Source organism: Dictyobacter formicarum (genome assembly GCF_016587435.1).
The window spans coordinates 1-20706 of the sequence record NZ_BNJJ01000038.1 but is presented as its reverse complement, the minus strand read 5'-3'; the positions used below and the strand labels follow the sequence as shown (position 1 = coordinate 20706).

At 50.3% G+C, this 20706-nt stretch carries 12 protein-coding genes, 1 rRNA gene and 3 pseudogenes; 10 read left to right on the top strand and 6 right to left on the bottom strand.

The annotated features are described in order from the left end of the window. The first annotated feature begins 65 nt into the window (after window positions 1-65). The 3 genes from JMI88_RS36735 to JMI88_RS36725 all read left to right on the top strand — a co-directional run bounded on the left by JMI88_RS36735 (window position 66) and on the right by JMI88_RS36725 (window position 5098). Window positions 66-3031: ribosomal RNA gene (locus JMI88_RS36735) — 23S ribosomal RNA — on the top strand. Window positions 3032-3202: 171 nt separating this feature from the next. Beyond that, entirely contained in the window at window positions 3203-4063 is an 861-nt protein-coding gene (locus tag JMI88_RS36730; RefSeq protein WP_201367064.1) for an amidohydrolase family protein, read from the top strand. Between the two features lie 45 nt (window positions 4064-4108). Next, window positions 4109-5098 carry an MBL fold metallo-hydrolase gene (locus tag JMI88_RS36725; protein ID WP_201367063.1) on the top strand — a complete coding sequence of 330 codons (990 nt, stop codon included), beginning with the start codon at window positions 4109-4111 and terminating at the stop codon, window positions 5096-5098. Here the strand turns inward: JMI88_RS36725 and JMI88_RS36720 are convergent. Further along, complete coding sequence (locus JMI88_RS36720) at window positions 5055-8960, bottom strand: ATP-binding protein (protein WP_236023227.1); 3906 nt, start codon at window positions 8958-8960, stop codon at window positions 5055-5057. The genes JMI88_RS36725 and JMI88_RS36720 overlap by 44 nt on opposite strands. 78 nt (window positions 8961-9038) lie before the next feature. Next, window positions 9039-9173, bottom strand: a pseudogene (locus JMI88_RS41050) (zinc-ribbon domain-containing protein); the annotation flags it as partial. A 273-nt stretch (window positions 9174-9446) separates the two neighbouring features. Between JMI88_RS41050 and JMI88_RS36715 the strand changes: the two are divergent. The 6 genes from JMI88_RS36715 to JMI88_RS36690 all read left to right on the top strand — a co-directional run bounded on the left by JMI88_RS36715 (window position 9447) and on the right by JMI88_RS36690 (window position 12654). Next, the gene (locus JMI88_RS36715; protein ID WP_201367061.1) at window positions 9447-10004 is read left to right on the top strand and encodes a ribonuclease FAU-1 family protein; all 558 of its coding nucleotides are present in this window, start codon (window positions 9447-9449) and stop codon (window positions 10002-10004) included. Window positions 10005-10036: 32 nt separating this feature from the next. Then, window positions 10037-10441 carry a methylmalonyl-CoA epimerase gene (gene mce, locus JMI88_RS36710; protein WP_201367060.1) on the top strand — a complete coding sequence of 135 codons (405 nt, stop codon included), beginning with the start codon at window positions 10037-10039 and terminating at the stop codon, window positions 10439-10441. Window positions 10442-10806: 365 nt separating this feature from the next. Next, complete coding sequence (locus JMI88_RS36705; protein WP_201367059.1) at window positions 10807-11544, top strand: YggS family pyridoxal phosphate-dependent enzyme; 738 nt, start codon at window positions 10807-10809, stop codon at window positions 11542-11544. A 63-nt stretch (window positions 11545-11607) separates the two neighbouring features. Continuing rightward, the gene (locus tag JMI88_RS36700) at window positions 11608-12102 is read left to right on the top strand and encodes a DUF6391 domain-containing protein (RefSeq protein WP_201367058.1); all 495 of its coding nucleotides are present in this window, start codon (window positions 11608-11610) and stop codon (window positions 12100-12102) included. A 2-nt stretch (window positions 12103-12104) separates the two neighbouring features. Then, complete coding sequence (locus tag JMI88_RS36695) at window positions 12105-12392, top strand: YggT family protein (protein ID WP_201367057.1); 288 nt, start codon at window positions 12105-12107, stop codon at window positions 12390-12392. Window positions 12393-12396: 4 nt separating this feature from the next. Continuing rightward, window positions 12397-12654, top strand: coding sequence for a DUF167 domain-containing protein (locus JMI88_RS36690; RefSeq protein WP_201367055.1), 258 nt, complete (start codon window positions 12397-12399; stop codon window positions 12652-12654). A gap of 106 nt (window positions 12655-12760) precedes the next feature. Here JMI88_RS36690 and JMI88_RS36685 read toward each other — a convergent pair whose 3' ends face one another. The 4 genes and pseudogenes from JMI88_RS36685 to JMI88_RS36675 form a co-directional block, all read right to left on the bottom strand. Further along, entirely contained in the window at window positions 12761-15649 is a 2889-nt protein-coding gene (locus JMI88_RS36685) for a protein kinase domain-containing protein (protein ID WP_201367049.1), read from the bottom strand. Window positions 15650-15733: 84 nt separating this feature from the next. Then, entirely contained in the window at window positions 15734-18400 is a 2667-nt protein-coding gene (locus JMI88_RS36680; RefSeq protein ID WP_236023226.1) for a bifunctional serine/threonine-protein kinase/ABC transporter substrate-binding protein, read from the bottom strand. A gap of 51 nt (window positions 18401-18451) precedes the next feature. Further along, window positions 18452-18517: pseudogene (locus JMI88_RS41045) on the bottom strand (zinc-ribbon domain-containing protein); the annotation flags it as partial. A gap of 546 nt (window positions 18518-19063) precedes the next feature. Continuing rightward, on the bottom strand, window positions 19064-19906 hold the full coding sequence (locus tag JMI88_RS36675) for a sulfurtransferase (protein WP_201367041.1): 843 nt from the start codon (window positions 19904-19906) through the stop codon (window positions 19064-19066). A gap of 395 nt (window positions 19907-20301) precedes the next feature. Here JMI88_RS36675 and JMI88_RS36670 point away from each other — a divergent pair. Beyond that, window positions 20302-20706 (top strand): annotated as a pseudogene (locus JMI88_RS36670) (hypothetical protein); the annotation flags it as partial.

The following is a 20706-nucleotide window of genomic DNA, read 5'->3' as shown; positions in this document are numbered from 1 at the left end:
ATCGATTTGTTCGATTTGAGAACAAGTCAAAGCATTCAGAGACATGATGTAGATCTGAACGAAGAGAACAAGCTACACAGAGTACGAGGTGGATGCCTTGGCGCTAAAGACCGAAGAAGGACGCGGAGACCGGCGAAACGTTCGGGGGGAGCTGCATACAAGCGATGAACCCCGAGAATCCGAATGAGGCAACTCCTCCAGAGTGATGTCTGGAGACCGCCTGCTGAACACATAGGCAGTGACGGGGGGCAGTGGGTGAACTGAAACATCTCAGTAACTCGACGAACAGAAATCAACCGAGATTCCCGTAGTAGTGGCGAGCGAACCGGGAAGAGCCCAAACCAGTGGTTCTTCGGAACCAGTGGGGTTGTAGGACTGACAGCAAACACCGATGAACTACTTGAACACGCTGGAAAGCGTGACCAGAGTGAGTGAGAGTCTCGTAGAGAACGGTTTATTGGTGTGGGTCAGGATCCTGAGTACCACGAGACACGTGCAATCTTGTGGGAAGCTGGGGGGACCACCCTCCAAGGCTACACATCTTTAGCGACCGATAGCGAACAAGTACCGTGAGGGAAAGGTGAAAAGCACCCCGAGAGGGGGATGAAAGAGACCCTGAAACCACGTACTCACCAGCAGTCAGAGGCCACTGTAGCACGAGCTACTAAGGGCTGATGGCGTGCCTTTTGTAGAATGATCCGGCGAGTGCATCGTCGTAGCCTGGTTAACCAGCGCTAAAGCTGGGGAGCCCCAGGGCAACCGAGTCTGAAGAGGGCGGATGTTGCGGCGATGCGACCCGAAACCGTGTGAGCTATCCATGAGCAGAGTGAAGCGGATGTGACAGTCCGTCGAGGCTCGCACCCACCAGTGTTGCAAAACTGGGGGATGACTTGTGGATAGGGGAGAAATTCCAATCGAACACGGAGATAGCTGGTTCTCCCCGAAATGTATTGAGGTACAGCTGTATGTTGTACTATCCTGGAGGTAGAGCTCTGAATGGGCTAGGGGCCTCGTGCAGGTTACCAAACCCAAGCAAACTGCGAATGCCAGGACAGCATGCATGCAAGTGAGACGGCGGGGGCTAAGCTTCGTCGTCAAAAGGGAAACAGCCCAGACCATCGGCTAAGGTCTCCAAATCCATGCTTAGTGTCAAAGGGGGTCACAACGCCCAAACAGCCAGGATGTTGGCTTAGAAGCAGCCACCATTTAAAGAGTGCGTAATAGCTCACTGGTCGAGTGTCGTGGCACCGACAACGTATCGAGGCTCAAGTATGGTACCGAAGCCATGGAATCCATCGCAAGGTGGATTGGTAGGGGAGCGTTCTGTTGGGCAGAGAAGCCAGATCGTGAGGACTGGTGGAGCGAACAGAAGTGAGAATGCCGGAATGAGTAGCGTCATGTCTGTGATAACCAGACACACCGAATGCCTGAGGGTTCCTGGGCACCGTCAATCGTCCCAGGGTGAGTCGGGTCCTAAGCCGAGGACGTCATAGTCGTAGGCGATGGAAAGCAGGTCAGAGATTCCTGCACCGGAGATGCTCGTTACGAGCAATGGGGGGACGCGGTAAGGAAGGTGAGCCCATCGATTGGACAGGATGGGTCTGTGCGCTGAAGTGCGAAGCCGAGGCAAATCCCGGTTTCCTGTGCATGACACGTGCAGCGAGCGGACGACAAGTCCGCGGAAGTCATCGGCCCCTAGGCCGCCAAGAAAAGCCTCTCGCCAGAGTCGTCTCCGCCCGTACCGCACACCGACACAGGTAGGCAGGGGGAACACTCCCCAGGTGATCGAGCGACCCTCTGTTAAGGAACTCGGCAAATTGACCCCGTACCTTCGGAAGAAGGGGTGCCCTAGTAGCGAGCCTGGTTTACCAGGAGCGTGAGGGGGTTGCAAGAAATTGGCTCAACCGACTGTTTACCAAAAACACAGGTCTCTGCGAACGCGCAAGCGGAAGTATAGGGGCTGACTCCTGCCCAGTGCCGGAAGGTTACGAGGAGCGGTGCACGTAGCTGCGAATCTAAGCCCCGGTGAACGGCGGCCGTAACTATAACGGTCCTAAGGTAGCGAAATTCCTTGTCGGGTAAGTTCCGACCCGCACGAAAGGAGTAACGAGTTGAGCACTGTCTCGACAGAGGACTCGGCGAAATTGAAGTACCCGTGAAGATACGGGTTACCCACGACAGGACAAAAAGACCCCGTGGAGCTTTACTACACCTTGACCCGGAAACGAGGCAGAGCGTGCGTAGCATAGGTGGGAGTCGGAGAACCTACCCTTGTGGGGGTAGGGGAGACAGCAGTGAAATACCACTCTCGTTGTGTTTTGTTTCTCACACGTCACCGTGAGCCGGGACGTGGACAGGATCAGGCGGGTAGTTTGACTGGGGCGGTCGCCTCCCAAAGGGTAACGGAGGCGCCCAAAGGTTCCCTCAGGGTGGATGGACATCACCCATGAGAGTGTAAAGGCACAAGGGAGCTTGACTGCAAGACGGACAGGTCGAGCAGGGACGAAAGTCGGGCTTAGTGATCCCACATTCCCGAGTGGAAGGAGTGTGGCTCAACGGATAAAAGCTACCCCGGGGATAACAGGCTTATCTTGCCCAAGAGTTCACATCGACGGCAAGGTTTGGCACCTCGATGTCGGCTCGTCGCATCCTGGGGCTGGAGTAGGTCCCAAGGGTTGGGCTGTTCGCCCATGAAAGCGGCACGCGAGCTGGGTTCAGAACGTCGCGAGACAGTTCGGTCTCTATCCGTCGTGGGCGCAGGAGAATTGAGGGGCGTCATCTCCAGTACGAGAGGACCGAGATGGCTCGACCGCTGGTGTGCCAGTTGGCCTGCCCGGGCCAGAGCTGGATAGCTATGTCGAGAAGGGATAAGCGCTGAAAGCATCTAAGCGCGAAGCCGCACCCAAGACGAGTTCTCCCACTTTCTTCGGAAAGTCAAGATCCCAGGAAGACGACCTGGTAAATAGACGACACGTGGACACCTGGTAACAGGCGGAGCGAAGTCGCCCTAATGATCGTACGGCTTGTTTCACCCATTGTATCTTCATCGTGGCTCAAGAATGCGAGCCCTCTGCTTCATGCTCTGGATGGCAGTGCGCTCGGCAAAATTGAGGGAATACCATTTCCAGTTGATCAGGACAACATTGTAAGGATTTGCTAACAGGCAAATCCTTTTTTGTGTTTTATGATAAGGAGCAGGGAAATGCTCATTGATTTTCATACTCATATATTTCCTCCCGAAGTTTGTACACAGCGTAAGCGCTATTGCGAGCGTGATCCCTGGTTCCGTACCCTCTACACTAATCCTCGCGCCCAGCTGGCCTGTGCTGAAGATCTTATTGCGGAAATGGATGCTTCAGGCGTTGATGCTGCCGTTACTTTTTCCTTTGGCTGGACTGATCCTGCACTGATTGAAGAAACTAACAGCTATGTCATTGATGCTCTGCGACGTTATCCAGGCCGTCTTTATGGGATGGCTGTTTTACAGCCTCTGGCTGGTGAGCGGGCTGTATATGAGTTAGAACGTTGTGCAAAAGCCGGAATGATCGGGCTGGGCGAATTAATGCCCCATGGACAGGGATATCGCTTAAGCGATGTCCATTTGCTTTCCCCTTTGATGGACGTAGTCCGGCATTATCAACTACTTGTTCTCTCTCACTGTAGCGAGCCAGTGGGTCATCTGTATCCAGGTAAAGGAAATGTCTCGCTGCAAGACGTGATTACATTCTTGACGACCTTTCCCGAAGTGCGTTTTGTGGCCGCCCATTGGGGTGGTGGCCTGCCTTTTTATACGCTGATGCCAGAAATTCAACGGATCTCCTCGCATGTGTGGTATGATACGGCTGCGACTCCTTTTTTATATCGGCCAGAAATATTTTCTACCGTCGCACAATTAGTAGGTGCTGACCGTATTCTTTTTGGCAGTGATTATGGCCTGTTACGGCAGGAGCGCGTTATTAAACACATTCAGCAGACTAATCTGGATGCCGCTGCGTTGGATATGGTGCTTGGGCGCAATGCGCAAAATCTATTGAGTCTATATGATCCCGCTTTATGCGGCTAACATTGTATTTTGGGGGATTGTTTATCCCGGCGAGGTATTTTTATTATGCGAGTGGTTTCTCTTGGCAGCGGTAGTAGCGGCAATGCATTCCTGGTTGAGGCTGGTCCACTGGGACGCACAAAACTACTACTGGATGCCGGTTTGAGCGCTCGTACATTGACAATGCGCCTGGCCTCGGTTGGTGTATCTTTAGCGCAGATTCAGGCTGTTTTAATTACCCACGAGCACAGTGATCATGTCCATGCGCTTCCCCAGCTGGTCAATCGCCATGCTTTGCCGGTGGTTGCGGATATGAGGACCTTACTGGCCATTCAAGACGGCTTACGGTCTGGTGTGTGGAAAACAGATGCGGGTCGGACGGTGGTGGCAAAAGTTCGCGTCGAAGAAGTTATGTCACATTCACTCATAAAAGCTGCTGCTGAAGAGGTAGAGGCAACGACCACCTTACTGACGGCAACCAGGGTCGTTGCAGAACCGGATAACGCGATTAGCCAGACGACTTCTCAGTCACAGTTGACATTTCCTCATCGGATTTTCCCGGTTGGTTCACGCCTGACAATTGGTGATATCGAGATCACCTCATTTTCTATTTCGCATGACGCCACCGCTCCCTGCGGCTATCTGCTCCATGCTGGCGGTTGTCGTGTCTGCCTGGTAACCGATAGTGGTGAAGTCACGCCAGCTATGCTTGAGCAGATGCAACATGCTGATCTGTTGATTTTAGAGTCTAACCACGACCGAGAGCGCCTGGTGCGTGGCCCCTATCCCTGGCATCTGAAGCGCCGTATTCTGAGTCCAACGGGCCATCTCTCGAATGATCAGGCTGGGGAGGCGATACTGCAGATCTGGTGCGAGACTGGCATGCGTTGGCTCTGGCTGGCGCACTTGAGCCGCACCAATAACACACCAGCTATTGCTCTGGAAAGTATGCGTTTATATTTGCGTTCGGCCCATGTCAATCTGGCGCATATTCATATTTCTGCTCTTCCTCCTACAATGGGTCAGATCTGGGACTCAACTCAGTTATGGCTCTGATCCTGCCCGAAGAGGTGGTTAGCTCCGCGTTCTGCTCTTCTTTTAGCAGCCTCTGCGTGCGTCTGATGGAAGGACGGGCCTCCAGCGACTCGTAGAAGCCTAGCGCTTGCTCCAGATAATAGCGCATGAGTTGGATATCGCTGTTACTTTGTTCCTTGCTGACATGGGTGTCAGAGCGAGAGCGATAGAGTAATCCCAGGTTATAAAGGGTGTGGGCGCGCTCCCAGGGCAGGTCCAGTTTCTCACAATAATCGAGGGAGCGACGTAGATCTTCTTCGGCTTGTTCCCATTGTTGCTTCTGCATAAGCATATTTCCGCGCGCGCGCAAGGCGACCGCCAGACTCTTGCGCGACCCTGCCTCTTCACAGAGTTTAATCGCCCGGTCGAATAAGGCTTCCTGCCCATCACTATTATTAGTAATAACCAGCAGGTCCACCAGCGTTGCCAGTATCGCAGGATTGGGAAACGGTTCGCTGAGCTCAAATTTTATGCGATAGTCAGATAAAGCCTGTTCCCAATTCTCTTGTGCGAGATGGATAGCATGCATTTTGGTTTCCAGAGGAGCACTTTCCGCGTAGGCTCCGCGTTCACCCTGTTGGGTAATTAAGCGTTTATATTGCTGGGCGTATCTGTCGCCGTCCTCTTGCTTGCCTTGATGGTAAGCGATGGTGGATAGTGTTTCCAGCGCCCATAATTGGCGCTTCTCATCCTGCTGATATTTTTCAATAAATTGTAGAATATCGTGTGCCACCTGTTGCGCATCACCCCAGCGATTCCAACGCTGCCAGACGCGCATACGTCCTACCATGCCGGTGAGCACCATAGAGGGGCTCTCCATCGTGAGTGCATTGTTCCAGGCCCGACCATAATACGTCAGCGAGGTAGCATATTCTCCTACCTGCTCGTAGGCGTTTCCTAACGAGAAATAGAGGTCGTAGAGTTCCTCACGGTCATAGATAAGGTGCTCAAGTTGCAAGCGTCTCTCTTGTAGCTCTAACGCCCTGGTATATTGATGATACTCAAAATAGATAAATCCCATGGCATCCAGCGTTAGAGACAACGTGCGAGGACTATTCAATTCCTCAGCCATTTGTAGTGCTTGATTGCCACTGAGCAAAGCCTGTTCCGCCAGCTCAGCTTTTTGATCACTGGGTGCCGTTCCCAGCTGGCGAATATACCAGAAGGCCAGGTAGGTACGAAAAGCGATATGCTCGCGACTGGTGGGCGTTCCTTCCAAAATTTTTAGCCCGGCATTGATATACTGACGGACCTCCTGCGGATCGGGCTGAGTGTCAAAACGTGACAACCAGCGTGTCGCCAGCAGAGACATTTTTTCATATAGTTTGAGTAAATGCGACTTGTTGGCTTCCATGTTATCCTGAGGAATCAACTGCAGCGCGCGTCGCCATTGGCGCCAGGCCTCATCGAGGTTGCCACGCTGGGCATGGGCCTGACCAATCTTGGTCAGCATGATGCTCTGGGTCAACTTATCTGCATGGGCATCATTCAGTAAATCACACGCATCATTATAGGCCTGCAGGGCACGGAGAGCGTAATAGCTATCCATGGCCTGATCTCCAGTCAAAGTCAGATACTTGACGGCCCGATCGCGTAAGTTTTCTCTGGTCAGGCGGATTGGGGGAGCCGTAGGATGATGCTGATTATAGATTTCAATATAGTCGATAGCGGCGTTGGGCGACCATGCCGCTAGTGCGCGCTGATAGTGATAAGCAATTAACTCGACAAAGTTAGCCTGCTGATTGGCAACCTGCTCATCTAGCCAGAGCGCAATGCGCGCATGTTCATGAGCGCGCCGCTGGCGAGGGATATTGTTGTATACGACATCGCGAATCAGGATATGCTTAAAGATAAAAGCCCGATCCGGCGTGGTGGGACTGGCGGTCTTGTTGCTAATTTCGGCGATAAAGTCACGGCGCATCAATGCTACCAGGGCCTCGATCACAGCATCCGGACTCAAGCCCTGCGATAATTCTAGCAATGAGGACAGCCAGAAGTTGCGCCCAATAATCGAACCATGTTGTAAAACCAATTTTTCAGTAGGATTGAGCAGATCAACACGTGCGGCCAGTACACCTTGAATAGTATCTGGCACATGAGGCAGCGGGATTAAATAAGGATTGCTTAGCAATCCCTCTTCCGGAGGCTCATTATTGACGGACTGTACCGGTTGTCCTACTTCCCCCATCATCCCATGTCTGGGATATTCAACCTGCCAATAGCTTTGACCACGCTCATGATTCTCTTTCCGTACCAGAATACCTTGATCGATAAACATGCGTACAATTTCTTCCACAAAGAAGGGATTGCCTTCTGAGCGTGCCAGAATAGTATAGCGCAGTGTCTCGGGTAACTCACTGGTGTTCAAGAGCGCATCTATCAGATCGCTGCTTTCTTCCCAGGTCAGGGAATCCAGTTCGATGGCTGTGAAATTTCTATGGCCGCCACCCCAATCGCGGCGATGTTCCAAAAAGTCAGGTCGGGCGGGACAAATAAATAACAATGGTACAGAAGTGATACGCTCAGTCAGATACTCAAAGAGATCCAGCAGCGCTTCATCTGCCCATTGAATATCATCAATGACTACGATCAGCGGTTGAAGTTCTCCTAGCGCCTCCAGCAGCACACGCCATGCCCGCAGTAAGGCTCCTTGAGCGCCGCTTTGCTTGTCTGTATTGCTGCTGATGGTTGTTCTCTGATCTGGCTTAGGTCGTTCATCGTAACCGGGGCTATTAGACGCCATCTGCTTGCCAAGCAAGCCACGTCCAACGCTACGCAGCAGCGTTTCAGCGATGTTTTCAGGTGATTCATTGATTCTGGCTTTCGCAAAGGTTGAGCGTAAAAATTCAACGAAACGCTGATGGACAATATCGTCTGTATCCTCTTTCCGCACATGCAAAATTGTGCGCAGTATCTCGATCAGGGGCCAGTAAGTCAGCCCTTCCCCATAGGGAGGACAACGACCTTTAAGGACCAGTGGTGGCGTCATCTCGCCAATTGAAGACGTGCTCTTAACCAGTTCTTGCTCGCGGGTAATAAATTCGCGCACCAGACGCGACTTACCAATGCCAGGAGCGCCTAAAATAGTGATGAGATGGGGGCGCCGCTCGGTCTGCACGCGAGCATAACTGGCATGTAGCAGGGTTAATTCCAGGTCCCGGCCAACTAGCCGCGAGTTGCTGCCAGTCAAGCCACGCGGATGCTGGGCGATGTCCAGTGTAGATTGGCGTAGACCCTGAACCACATAGGCTGAGATTGGTTCTGACTTGCCTTTGAGGTGTAACGGCGCAATGGCCTTAAAGTCAAAGACCGCCCGGCTAGAAAGATATGTTCGTTCTCCCACCAGAATAGTTTCTGGGGTAGCCATTTGTTGCAAACGAGCGGCGATATTCACCGCGTCGCCAGTGATCAGGAAATCCTGGTGTTGCGTAGCTGTGGCGCTAGGTGTGGCCACCTCTCCAGTATTGATGCCTATGCGCATCTGTAGTCGTGTGGCCTCGGGATCGCGGGCCAGGCGATGCTCGTTAAAGCTGTTCAATGCTGCTTGCATATCCAGTGCAGCCCGAATGGCGCGGTCTGGATCGTCTTCGTGAGTGACCGGCGTACCAAAGACCGCCATGACGGCATCGCCAATATATTTTTCAACTGTCCCATCGTGTTTCCGGATTTGTGCCGTCATCAAGTTAAAGTAGCCCGTCAGGATCGCGCGCATATCTTCGGGGTCCAGGCGATCAGCCAATGGGGTTGAGCCCGTAATATCGGCGAACATCACTGTCACCACGCGCCTCTCTTCGGCGGATGCAAGCAATGAAGCGTCGATTTGAGGTGCGCTAATCTGCTGCATTGGCTGTGTCCTGTCGGCATCGACTACGGGCGTGTGGGTGAGCGGTGCGGTAGGCTCGCGTTTAGGTTGTAGCGCGATTCCGCATTCGATGCAAAACTTGGCTCCTGAAGAATTGATCGTGCCACAATTGGGGCAGCCGGACAGTCGATTTCCGCATTCCAGGCAAAATTTGGCATTGGGTGGATTGAGGGTTTGGCAATTAGGACAACGCATACAAATCCAGTTTTTTTGTTCTTTCTTGGCTCTGAATTATTTTACTCTATGGTTCTTTATTGTACAACACTTCAGATGAGAATGAAAATATTCCTCTTTCCTTTTCAGTTTTTTCAGTCCCTGGAAGTTTTTGCTAAGGATTGGGGTTTTGAACTATGTATATTATGAAATAACTTTGAGCATCTAGTTTGTAAGGGTAGGGGCTGCCACATTTTCTACTTGACGTTTTTCTCTTTGTTCCGTACTATGGATGTTGATGAAGGGAGATATATTATGCAGCGAGATTTTTTAGTCGAGAGCCATAGCTATGATAAAATGCTGCGTGGGACGTGGCGAGCGTATAAATTAAGCTCTGATCTCCAACTTGGAAATGAGCAGGAATCTCCTGTGCTTGATAGATGTGTACGTTTGTGGCTTCCCTCTGGTACTCCAATGAATTGGTCATCGGGTACGCGCAATTTGCGCAATAATTGCCTTCAATTTTTCTGGCCTGACCGTTGGTATATGCTCAGTGCGTTTTATAATGAAAATGTGCTTATCCATACGTATGCCAATATCATTCGGCCCGCGCAGATTCTGCTAGACCATATTGCTTATGTCGATCTTGATTTGAGCACGCTGATTAAACCTGATTTGAGCTATGAAATTTTAACGCAAATGGAATTTGAGCACATGGCCGATATACTGCATTATGATGAGTCGACACGCGTCAGTGCATTGATGGCGCTGCAGACGATTACCAGCACCATTCAGCGCAGTATTGGCCTCTTTTCTGTGGTGCCACACCAGTTAAACTTGAATCAGTTGCATACTGATTGCAACAAGTTGTAACATTGAGCAGATGCAAGAGGGAGAAAGACCGCATGCCCAGGCGTATTGATCATGTTGCCATTATTGTCCGTAATCTGGAAGAAGCCCTGACCTTTTATCGTGATACTCTGGGAATTGCCCCTACCGAGATCAAAGAGGTCCCCACCGAACTGGTGCGTATTGCTTTCCTTCCTCTGGGTGGCCCGGTTGGCAGCCAGATAGAATTGATCGAACCGACGCCAGACAATGCTAGCCTGCAAAAGTTTCTAGAGCGGCGAGGCGAGGGTCTCCACCACTTGTGCCTGGAGGTCGAGGATATTGATGGAGCTCTGCAAGAATTAAAGGATCAAGGGGCCGCTGTACTGGATCAGCAGCCGCGTCTGGCCGCCGAAGGAAGAGCGATCTTCCTACACCCCAAAGCCACCAACGGCGTATTGCTAGAGTTACTGGAAAAGTAGATTAAGCACTTTACTTTTTGTTGCATTACCTCTCTGTACGATGCTTGAATCTTCTGCCCAACGAGTAGAGCTAGCTTAACATTCCCTGTGTGCCGTCCCCGCATGATTGTAGCCGTTATACTTATCGCAGCTCTTGTTCAAGATATGAGGTAAATACAATGGCTTGAAATGATGTGTGGCGTGAGTCTTACAACAGTAGCAGGAGAATATACGTAGTACTATTAGCAGAAAAAAGCGATTGTCGACCAGGTATGGTTAGAGTTAAAGAAAATGCTGTGCATATTGTGTGTTCTCTGTCATATCTGGTGTACAATATTGATATAATAAGATTAAATTGATGTAGCGTAGCCAGTAGAGAGAAAATCGTGATAAATCAGTCCCCCATTAACCAGGAGCTTATTGCTGAGAATATTGCCCATGTCCGTGCTCGTATTGCTGAGTCCGCGCAGCGTGTTGGACGTCTACCTCAAGAGATAACTCTGGTCGCTGTCTCCAAGACAAAGTCACTCGATTATGTGAAAATAGCGTATAATCTAGGGATCAGAGATTTTGGCGAGAACCGTGTGCAGGAAGCATTGGAGAAGCAAGCGGCGTTTTGCCTACCCGATCTTTACTGGCATATGATTGGGCATCTGCAGACTAATAAGGCGCAGAAAGTTTTTGGTGCGTTTCGCTGCATTCATAGCGTTGATAGCTTGCATGTAGCTGAAGCACTCCAACGTGTTGCTGAGAAGAAGAGTCAGGCTAGCGGAGAGGATGTGCGGCAACCAGTTTTGTTGCAGGTCAATATTTCAGGTGAAGCCAGCAAAGAAGGTATGACTCCTGATGAGGCACCTGCCATCGCGCGCCAGATCCTTTCTCTCTCTCATTTAGAAGTGCAGGGTTTGATGACTGTGGCCCCACTGGTAGACGATCCAGAACAGGTGCGGCCGGTGTTCCGAGCTCTGCGGCACCTGCGAGATAGATTGCGTGAGGAAGTGGGAGATGCTAATTGGGATCAGCTTTCAATGGGTATGACCGATGATTATCCTGTGGCGATTGAAGAGGGGGCAACTATTGTGCGTGTTGGGCGTGCCATCTTTGGTGAGCGTGTCAAAAAATAGCTTAATGCTGCTCGTGGCGGGCCTTTCTATCTGACAGTGTTGATGGTGCGAAAGGAGTTTTTCGTGAAGATTGATGATCTGGTGTTTAGCCGACGGACACGACAAAATCATGCCCTGGAGCATGCTACATTTACTATCATGGGTAATATGGACCCTTCTTTGAGTGCCAGCGCACGCTCGAACTCGGATGGCTTTGTTATCTTTGGTGATGTTGATCTGGGATTATTAAGACGCGCCTTAGATGAGGCCTTGACGCGCCTGAAGGCAGGTGAAGCCGAGCTGGCGATTCATCCTAACTGTGGCACAAATCTGGCGGTGGGTGTTTCGATGGTTACTATTGGTACCTTGCTGGGGATGGTGTCAAGCAATAATCGGACCCGCGTCGCCTCTGCCGCCGCATCTTCAGTGGCCGGATGGATGGCTGCCCGCCCTTTAGGCGAATATGTACAGAAACACTTTACCACGCTACCCGATTTGACAGGTGTACGCGTGACTGATATCACGCGCCGCAAAGTCCTTGGCTTTACCTTTATCGAAGTTCGTACAATTCAGGAGTAACTATGTATACGCCACCACCATTGCCAGTGCCCATCTTTTCCTTTTTGGTTCGCTATGGCATCAATTTTTTGATCCTGGCTATGCTAGTTCGTGCCATCGCTTCCTGGTTTCGCATGGATGAGCGCTATGCCTTCATTCGTTTCCTGGCCCGGCTGACTGATCCTTTTATCGTGCCGGCGCGGCGCGTCGTGGGTCAGGTAGGCATGTTTGATCTCTCATTCTTCGTGGCCTGGTTTGGGCTGTTGATACTTCAGGTGCTGTTGCTACAGGCTCTGCCGTACGGCTGGTAGTGTCATGTTAGTTTCTGTACGCGTGATCCCGCGTAGCACGCGCAATCAACTGGAATGGAACGGCGAGGTTTTAAAGGCTCGCCTGACCGCTCCTCCTGTGGATGGAGCAGCCAATGAGGCCCTGGTTGCCCTGCTGGCTAATCGGCTGGCGCTACCCAGGCGCGCTATCAGCATAGTACGAGGGGCAACCAGTCGTCAAAAGGTGGTGAATATCGAACAGCTAACCCCTGAAGAACTGAAGCAGAAGCTAGCTCAGGTATGATAAATTCATTTTTATACATTGGTGCATCATTCGCGCATCGCGCGAATGATGCACCAATGTATAAAAATGAAGGTCTTCCTCTTTGTTTGAGACAGAACGGGTCTGGCTATTGTGCTAGAAACTTGCCTGTTCCCAGGTCATTTTCCATATGGATACGTCCCAGCTCATCAAAGTACAAAACAACGACTGCTTTATCTACCGGATCTCCATTTTGACCAAACGTAATCTGTCCACTCACTCCTTGCAGGTTTTTCACGCCGGTTAAGGCCTGCTGCAAATCCGTGGATTTCAGCGCGGTTCCTCCATGGAGCGCCTGTTTAGCACTGCTAAGAAGGGCCGTCATCGCATCGTAGGACAGGATTACGTTATTAGCCGGTCGTCTAAAACCATAGACTCCAGTTGGATTTGAACTACTATAGTCGTCGGTATAATCTTTGAAGAAAGCCGGTTTTTTGCTGGTTTGTTTCAGTATGTCCCATTCATCTGGATAGGCGAAGGCTGTGAAGTGCAGGCGATGCAGTTCTCCCTTTACGCTTTCAGGATAGCCTGCCAGCTCATAGAGCGCGTCACCACCCAGAATCTGGGTCTTGGCCAGTGCTGGATGCTTGGGTAGCTCGCCCAGCAAGGTTGCCATATCATTGGAGTAACCTGCAAAGTAGATCAGACCTGGATCCGATTGTAGTTGCTGCAAGCCAGCGATCACTGAAGCCTGATCGTCCTTGTGATAGGTAATCATCTGGATAACTTTTCCACCGATGGCGGGCGCTTCAAAGGCTGATTTGAAGTCGTTACCCAGACTCTGGCTGTATGAATCTCCGTCGTCCAGGAATATGACGGCCTTTTGCGCCTGCAGCTTATTTTTCGCATAGGTTGCGCCAACAGTGGCCTCGGTTTGATTCGATGGTGCAACGCGGAAGAAGTAGGATGAAAGACCGGTCAGGCTATCGCTAGAGGCTGTCGCCGAGACCATGGGAATGTGGGCAGCGGTCAGAATATTTGAGGCGTTTTCTGCATGTGAGCTCAAGGACCAGCCCATGACTCCAACGATGGTAGGATCTTTGGCGGCCGCCTTCACAATCTGATTGGCAACTGTGGCGGCATTGCCCGAGTCACTGCCGGTATTGGCGATAATCAGACGTACTTTGACATTGCCCAATGTATTCTGCTGATTCCATTCATGCTGGGCCACATAGGCACCCTGCAGATTGTCGTAGCCTATGCCTGCATTGGGTCCGGTGAGAACCGTGCCCACCACAAACGTAATATAAGGCTTCCCCGAAGAGAGGATGCGCATATTTTCCTGATAGATATGCGTCTCCGCATCACTGGAATCCTGACCGAGGGCATCGTTCCAGAAGGTGTTTGCCTGGCTCGTGTTACCCTGTATCATTGCCTGCACAGCCTGTTTTTTGTAGTCGGCATTCTTGCGCCCGGTATCAAAGACTGATTTGCCATCGCTCAAACCAATGTATTCGCCCTTGATGTTGGTGACACTGATGGGGTCAGCAGTGGTCTGATCACCTTTGGCACTTGTCTGACCGGTGTGGTTGATCGGCTGAGCACCGCCTCCGGGTGGTATTGGATGCCCCATGTTAGGCAGGATAAAGATGAGAGCACCAATAATGATCAGGACAACGATCAGCAGCAGAAAGCTCCACAGAATATAGCTATTGTCATTTCTCTTCTGGGGTTGGGCAGGAGGAAATACACCCATTTGCTGTTGCTGGTTGGCTCTACGATTTTGTGGCCGCTGAGCCTGATTTGCTCTGTAAGGATAGCCCGCTTGATTGGCCGGGTATTGTCCTGCCTGACTGTGAACGGGTGGATTTGATCCACTGTAACCTCCGGCATAGGCTGAACCTGCGCTGTTGGCGGCAGGTTTGGCCGCTACGGACGGAGTTGGAATGGGGCCCGATGTGTTGAGAAGATAAGAACTGGTATCTCCAGCAGCATGAAAGCGTTGCTGTAAGAGCCTGTCAATATCTTGCTTCATCTGTAAGGCATTTTGATAGCGCCTGTTAATGTCCAGAGTCAGGGCTTTCTCCAGTATGCGCTCAAGTTCAGGAGAGACCTGCTTATTCAATGTGCGCGCTGCTGGATAGTTGAATGGGGGATAGTTGCGTGGATCGCGATTGGTGACCAGGTGATGCAGCGTGGCAGCCAGCGCATAGATATCCGAGCGTACATCGGCGTTGCCCTGGTACTGCTCGGGCGGCGCATAACCAGGTGTACCCAGCGCGGAGGTCTGTTTGCGCTGGGCATGTTTGGCCTCATCGGCGCGGGCAATTCCAAAGTCTACCAGCCGGGCTCGCTTGTCGCGGCTACTGATAATAATATTGGCTGGTTTGATGTCCCGGTGCACAATCGGTGGCTTCTGCTCACCCAGATATGCCAGGATATCCAGTACTTGAGCAATATAGGTCAGTGCCTCCTGTTCAGGCATCGGCTTATTGACCCGTTCCATATAGTCTTCCAGGTTTTCACCTGGTGCATACTCCTGCACCATATAATAGCGAGAACCCTCTTGAAAACTATCTGTCACGGTTGGAATAAGTGGATGATCCAGGCTGGCGAGCGTGTCTACTTCGCGCTCAAAGTTACGCACATCTTCTTGCCGTTGCTTTGGATCATTTTCGTCTGAGATAAGCTCTTTGATGACCACGTGTTTATTTGAGACACGTGAATCTTTCGCCAGAACGGCGGCGCCCATACCACCCTGGCCTAGCACCTTCTCGACGATATAGCGACTGTTTTGTAGCTTCGCATTGGGCGTCAGAGTACTTGAAGTACCGTGGCCCCCGCCCTGTGTTGTTGTGCCAGTGCCACCACTGCTACCACTACCAGCTGCCTGAGTTGGTGTGGCCGTTTGATTGCTATTGGTACCGGGTTGGCCACCCACTGTCTGACTACTAGCTGATGTATCCAGATAACCACCACAATTGGCACAAAAGGTTTCATCGGCCGGATTATTCGTACCGCAAAAAGGACATTTCATAGTTGTGCCTATTATTCCAATCTCATCGCTATAGAGCGAGCGTGTAGAGATACTATCATAATATTAATAGCGCAATCCCCATCACTATTTCAAAAAGCGTCCCAGATAAGAGGGCTCCATATGGATATGCCCTGTCTGATCGACGTATAAGACGAGAATTGCTTTATCGACTGGATCTCCATTCGCTCCAATGCTGATTTGTCCACTTACCCCTTGAATAGCATTAGCGCCATTGATTTTAAGCAATGCCTGACGTAAATCTTGAGGGGTAGGATTTTGTTTCCCTATGTTCAATGCAATATTGTACGCAGTCAACATAGTAACAGTTGCATCATAGGAGAGAATAACATCATTGTCTGCACGCGTAAAGCCATATGCGCCTCCAGGGTGCTGCCCATCGGGATTGAATGCTGACGAGTATTCATTGAAAAAGCCAGGTTTCTGGGCGCTATATTTTAGCACATCCCATTCATCAGGATAAGCAAATGAGGTAAAGCGCAGGCGACTAAAATTGGCTCGTGCGCTACTCTGATAGCCTCCCAGTTCATAGAGAGCATCGCCTCCCATCACAGGCAAATTTCCTGGAGGGAGATCGCTCAGTACTGTGCTTACATCGGTGGCGTAGCCTGAAAAGTAGATCAGGTCCGTCGGTTTGTTGGCGCTATCATGTACGGCGCTGGCAATGGTGTCTGCTTTTCCTATCGTGTATTGTTCAGTGATGATTTTGTTTTTGTCTATCCCTTCATACTGCTGACGAAAATCCTGCGCCAGGCTCTGGCTGTATGAATCCTGTGGATCGTAGAAGAGCGTGACGGTCCTGGCATGTAGTGTTTGCTCTGCGTATTTCGCGGCCTGGATACCTTGTTGCTTGTTGGGTGGTACGACACGGAAAAAGTAGGGCGACGCGTTGCTGAGCGCATCGCTGGATGCCGTCTGTGAGATCATTGGAATATGGTTCTGGCTCAGGATCTGAATGGCAGCCTGGGTGCGTCCACTGTATGGCCAGCCCATTACCCCCACAAAGGTAGGATCAGACTGCTGCAGTTTGACGATCTGCTGCGCTACCGTCGCGACGGCATCAGTTTGACTGCCCGTATTAGCTATGAGCAGACGTACCAGGGTGCCGTTGCGTAGTTTGGCCCCATCATTGAATTCTTTCTGTGCGACGTAAGCTCCCTGGAGATCATCGCGACCCACCTGGACCTGATCACCGCTGATCATTGTGGCGACTACTATCGTCACGTAAGGATTGCCTGACTGCGTGACATGGATATCCTCTTTATAGATAAGTGCCTCGGCATCGTTGGAATTCTTACTTGTCGCTTCATTTAAGAGCGAGATGGCCGCATTGACATTATTCTTATCTTGTTTTAGTTGTTGCGCTGCCTGCGTTTTTAGTGAACCATCTTCTAGCGTGGTGTCGAAGGCCGCCGTCCCATCGCTGATACCAATAGGCTCTCCCTTAATCATTGTTACACTAATGGGCGAACTGCCTTTACTCGCCGTCAGAAAGTAATACGTTCCAAATGTTCCTCCGGCGATGAGCACCAGCAGCAATATCACAATCAACAATATTAGTCCGCCTCGTCTCTTTTTCGGAGGCTGCATCTGTTGCGGTGGCTGGTAGGGATAACCAGGCTGTGATATTGGTTGATTGGGAAATGCTGGCAATGGCTGAACCGGTGTGAATGATGCTGCCGCATTGCCCTGTCCAACAGATGAATTCATTGGCGGTGGTGGCGGTGCCAGTGTCGGTGGCGTAGCGCTGTTCTGCGAGGTAGGCTGCGACATGTTTTGTGGTGTCGATGGCAACGTCGCGTCCGACGTAGAATTGGATAGCCGGGTTGGCGCATTCGTTATGGCTCGCATTGCGCCCGATGTACCCAGGGTATAGCTATCGATATTGCCAGAGATCCCAAAGCGTTGCCGTAGAATCGTATCAATCTCGTTTTTCATTGCTGCGGCACTCTGATAACGTTGATTGATATCGTTATTCAATGCTTTGGTCAGGATTCGTTCGATGTCTGGTGATAGTTGTTGATTCAATGAACGCGCGGCTGGATAATAAAAAGGTGGATGATTCCGCGGGTCACGGTTGGTAAGCAAGTGGTGCAGGGTAGCTGCCAGAGCATAGAGATCTGAGCGTGGGTCAGCATTGCCCTGATATTGCTCGGGGGGCGCGTAGCCAGGGGTGCCTAGCGCGGAGGTCTGCTTGCGCTTAGAGTTGCGTGCCTCATCCGCGCGGGCAATCCCAAAATCTACCAGGTGAGCACGTCGATCTCGCGTCCCAATGATAATATTGGCGGGCTTGATATCACGATGCACGATTGGTGGCATCTGTTGCGAGAGGTAATCAAGCACATCCAAAACTTCAGAGGCACAGATCAAAGCTTCACGCTCATTCATTGGTTGATTGATACGATTCAGGCGCTCTTCTAGATTTTCGCCGTCCACATATTCCTGCACCATAAAGTAGCGCGTACCTTCTTGAAAGTGGTCCGTTACGTTTGGTACCAGCGGATGATCAATGTGGGCTAGCGTTGCGACTTCACGCTTGAAATTGCGCACATCTTCCAGGCGGTGGTTCTGATCCACATTATCTGAAATCAACTCTTTGATGACTACAGATTTGCCATCAAGACGAATATCAGTGGCCAGCAAGGCGGCTCCCATGCCTCCCTGGCCAAGGATTTTCTTGATGATATAGCGACCACCCTGCAAGCGTGAGCCTGAGCTAAGCGAGCTCGACACAACGCTGCCGCTGTTTGAAGGCGTGGAAGAGTCTAAGGGCGAACTTACTTTGTTCCCACAATTTCCGCAAAAGCGAACGTTATCTCGAAGTTCCGTGCCGCAGTAAGGACATTTCATCTTTCTGCCTGCCTTCTAAGACATAATTTAAGACGTATCCTATGATTGATACCATAGTTTGCGTCTTATACCGGCTTATCGTAAAAATAATATACTGGCCAACATATTATCTATATATTCTATGTGCCGCGCTAATTCTGGCTATTCGTTTTGAGTTCTTGTCCTCACTCTCATTTATAAAGGACGTCAGAAAGAGTCTATTAGAAAATGAGATAAAATAATTGCCTGACCAAAAATATTTATGTGCATTATGAGCATAAATTATCTTATATCTCATTTAGTGCATCGAATACTCTATTATAGACTCTTGTTACTATGCGTGACAAGAAAAGCTCTGATATGCTTGTGCACATAAGTAGAAAAATTATACTTAATTTTTCAATATAAGTCGAGTATTTTATGTTGAAAATCTGTATCCTGTTATTACATACGCAATCTTGTGTGAAAAGTTAAAATGAGAAGTAGCGCAAAAAAAGACCCTGCCAGAACAAGGTCTTTAGCAGGGTCTGAAGTATCAGGGACTACGAAACAGGCGTCCCTGGATGATTAGCGTTCGATTGGTGAGCGGACCAGGCTGCCCCACTCGGTCCAGGAACCGTCATAATTGCGGACATTCTCATAGCCCAGCAGGCGCGTCAGAACGAACCATGTATGGGCAGAGCGCTCACCGATACGGCAGTAGGTGATGACTTGCCTGTCGGGCGTGACATCCTTGTTGCCATAGATATCGCGCAATTCGCTCGTTGATTTGAAGGTGCCATCGGCGTTCGCGCTTACAGCCCAGGGGATGTTCTTGGCGCCTGGAATGTGTCCGGCGCGCTGTGCGCCTTCCTGTGGATAGTTAACCATGTGCAGCAGTTCGCCGCTATACTCCTGAGGTGAACGTACATCGATCAGACGCAGTTCTGGATTTTTTAGCTCTGCCATTACCTGGTCACGGAATGCACGGATGCTCTCATCAGCAGGCTGCGCATGGTACGTTGTGGGGCCGTAGTGAGGTACCTCTTTGGTGTAAGGACGGCCCTCAGCCTCCCATTTTGTGCGACCACCATTGAGCAGCTTCAAATTTTTGTGGCCAAATTGTGTGAATAGCCAGTATGAGTAAGCTGCATACCAGTTGTTGCGATCACCATAGAGTACAATGGTGGTGTCGTTAGTAATACCCCATTTACTAAAGAGCTTCTCCAGCCCTTCCTGGTCAATAAAATCACGGCTCAGCGGATTCTGGACATCGACGTGCCAGTCCAATTTAACTGCGCCTGGAATGTGGCCAACTTCGTATAGCAATACGTCCTCGTCCGCTTCAATTAAGCGTACATTGGGATCATTTAGATGGTCCGCAACCCAATTTGTATCGACGAGTGCTTCTGGATGTGCATACTCGGACATATGTCTGGCCTCCTTGTATGTAGCCTTCTATTGTTGATTTAGTAGATCAACATTCAAAACTTCTACTGTAGTATAAAAGCTGTTTATGGTTGATGTCAAGGGAAAACTGTATCGTTTTTGCCTTTTTCTATGTAATTTCTGACCGTACAGTGTTCATACTAAATAATCGCCAGCCGTAATTTGCAATATATAATATGTCAAAGTATTTGCCTACATTCTATTGTTAAATTCATATTCGGTACCATACTCCTTAAACATGAATTACTTTTCTTGAGATATAATATCTGGTATAATAGATGAGTAATAGCGATACTCTATGCGCACTATATTGATAGCCTGGTTGTTTGAACGCCCTCTTGCGGTAGTCGTTTCCTCCGGTTTGCTGGGAGTTGTGCATGGCTGCTAAAAAATCCAAATCTTCTGACGAGAAATTCAGTATTGCTCAGGTGTTTATTGCCTTTGCCAGTTTACCGCGCGTCTTCGCTCTGGTCTGGTCTGCCCATGCTCCTCTGACGCTCTTTTTGGGTTGTTTGAGTATTCTACGTGGCCTTACACCAGTCGTCACCGTATCTATTGCACAGCTGGTGATCGATAGTGTGATTCGTGGCATTCGTGTTCACTCGATTTCACCGATCTGGTTACCAGTTACTTTACAATTGCTGGTGAGTTTGCTGGATCGATCATTGACAAGCACCAATACGGTTGTGCTGCAACTTTTGCAAGATCGTGTGGCCAATCATATTCAGCTCTTAATTTTACGCAAGGCGAATACTTTGGACCTCTCTTCATTTGAAGATGAT

Bases quoted from the DNA above. Each gene is read 5' to 3' on its own strand.
- JMI88_RS36675 (WP_201367041.1), bottom strand. From the start codon at position 19,906: ATGTCCGAGTATGCACATCCAGAAGCACTCGTCGATACAAATTGGGTT.
- JMI88_RS36690 (WP_201367055.1), top strand. From the start codon at position 12,397: ATGTTAGTTTCTGTACGCGTGATCCCGCGTAGCACGCGCAATCAACTG.
- JMI88_RS36715 (WP_201367061.1), top strand. From the start codon at position 9,447: ATGCAGCGAGATTTTTTAGTCGAGAGCCATAGCTATGATAAAATGCTG.
- mce (WP_201367060.1), top strand. From the start codon at position 10,037: ATGCCCAGGCGTATTGATCATGTTGCCATTATTGTCCGTAATCTGGAA.
- JMI88_RS36725 (WP_201367063.1), top strand. From the start codon at position 4,109: ATGCGAGTGGTTTCTCTTGGCAGCGGTAGTAGCGGCAATGCATTCCTG.
- JMI88_RS36720 (WP_236023227.1), bottom strand. From the start codon at position 8,960: ATGCAGCAGATTAGCGCACCTCAAATCGACGCTTCATTGCTTGCATCC.
- JMI88_RS36730 (WP_201367064.1), top strand. From the start codon at position 3,203: ATGCTCATTGATTTTCATACTCATATATTTCCTCCCGAAGTTTGTACA.
- JMI88_RS36685 (WP_201367049.1), bottom strand. From the start codon at position 15,649: ATGAAATGTCCTTTTTGCGGTACGAATAATCCGGCCGATGAAACCTTT.
- JMI88_RS36695 (WP_201367057.1), top strand. From the start codon at position 12,105: ATGTATACGCCACCACCATTGCCAGTGCCCATCTTTTCCTTTTTGGTT.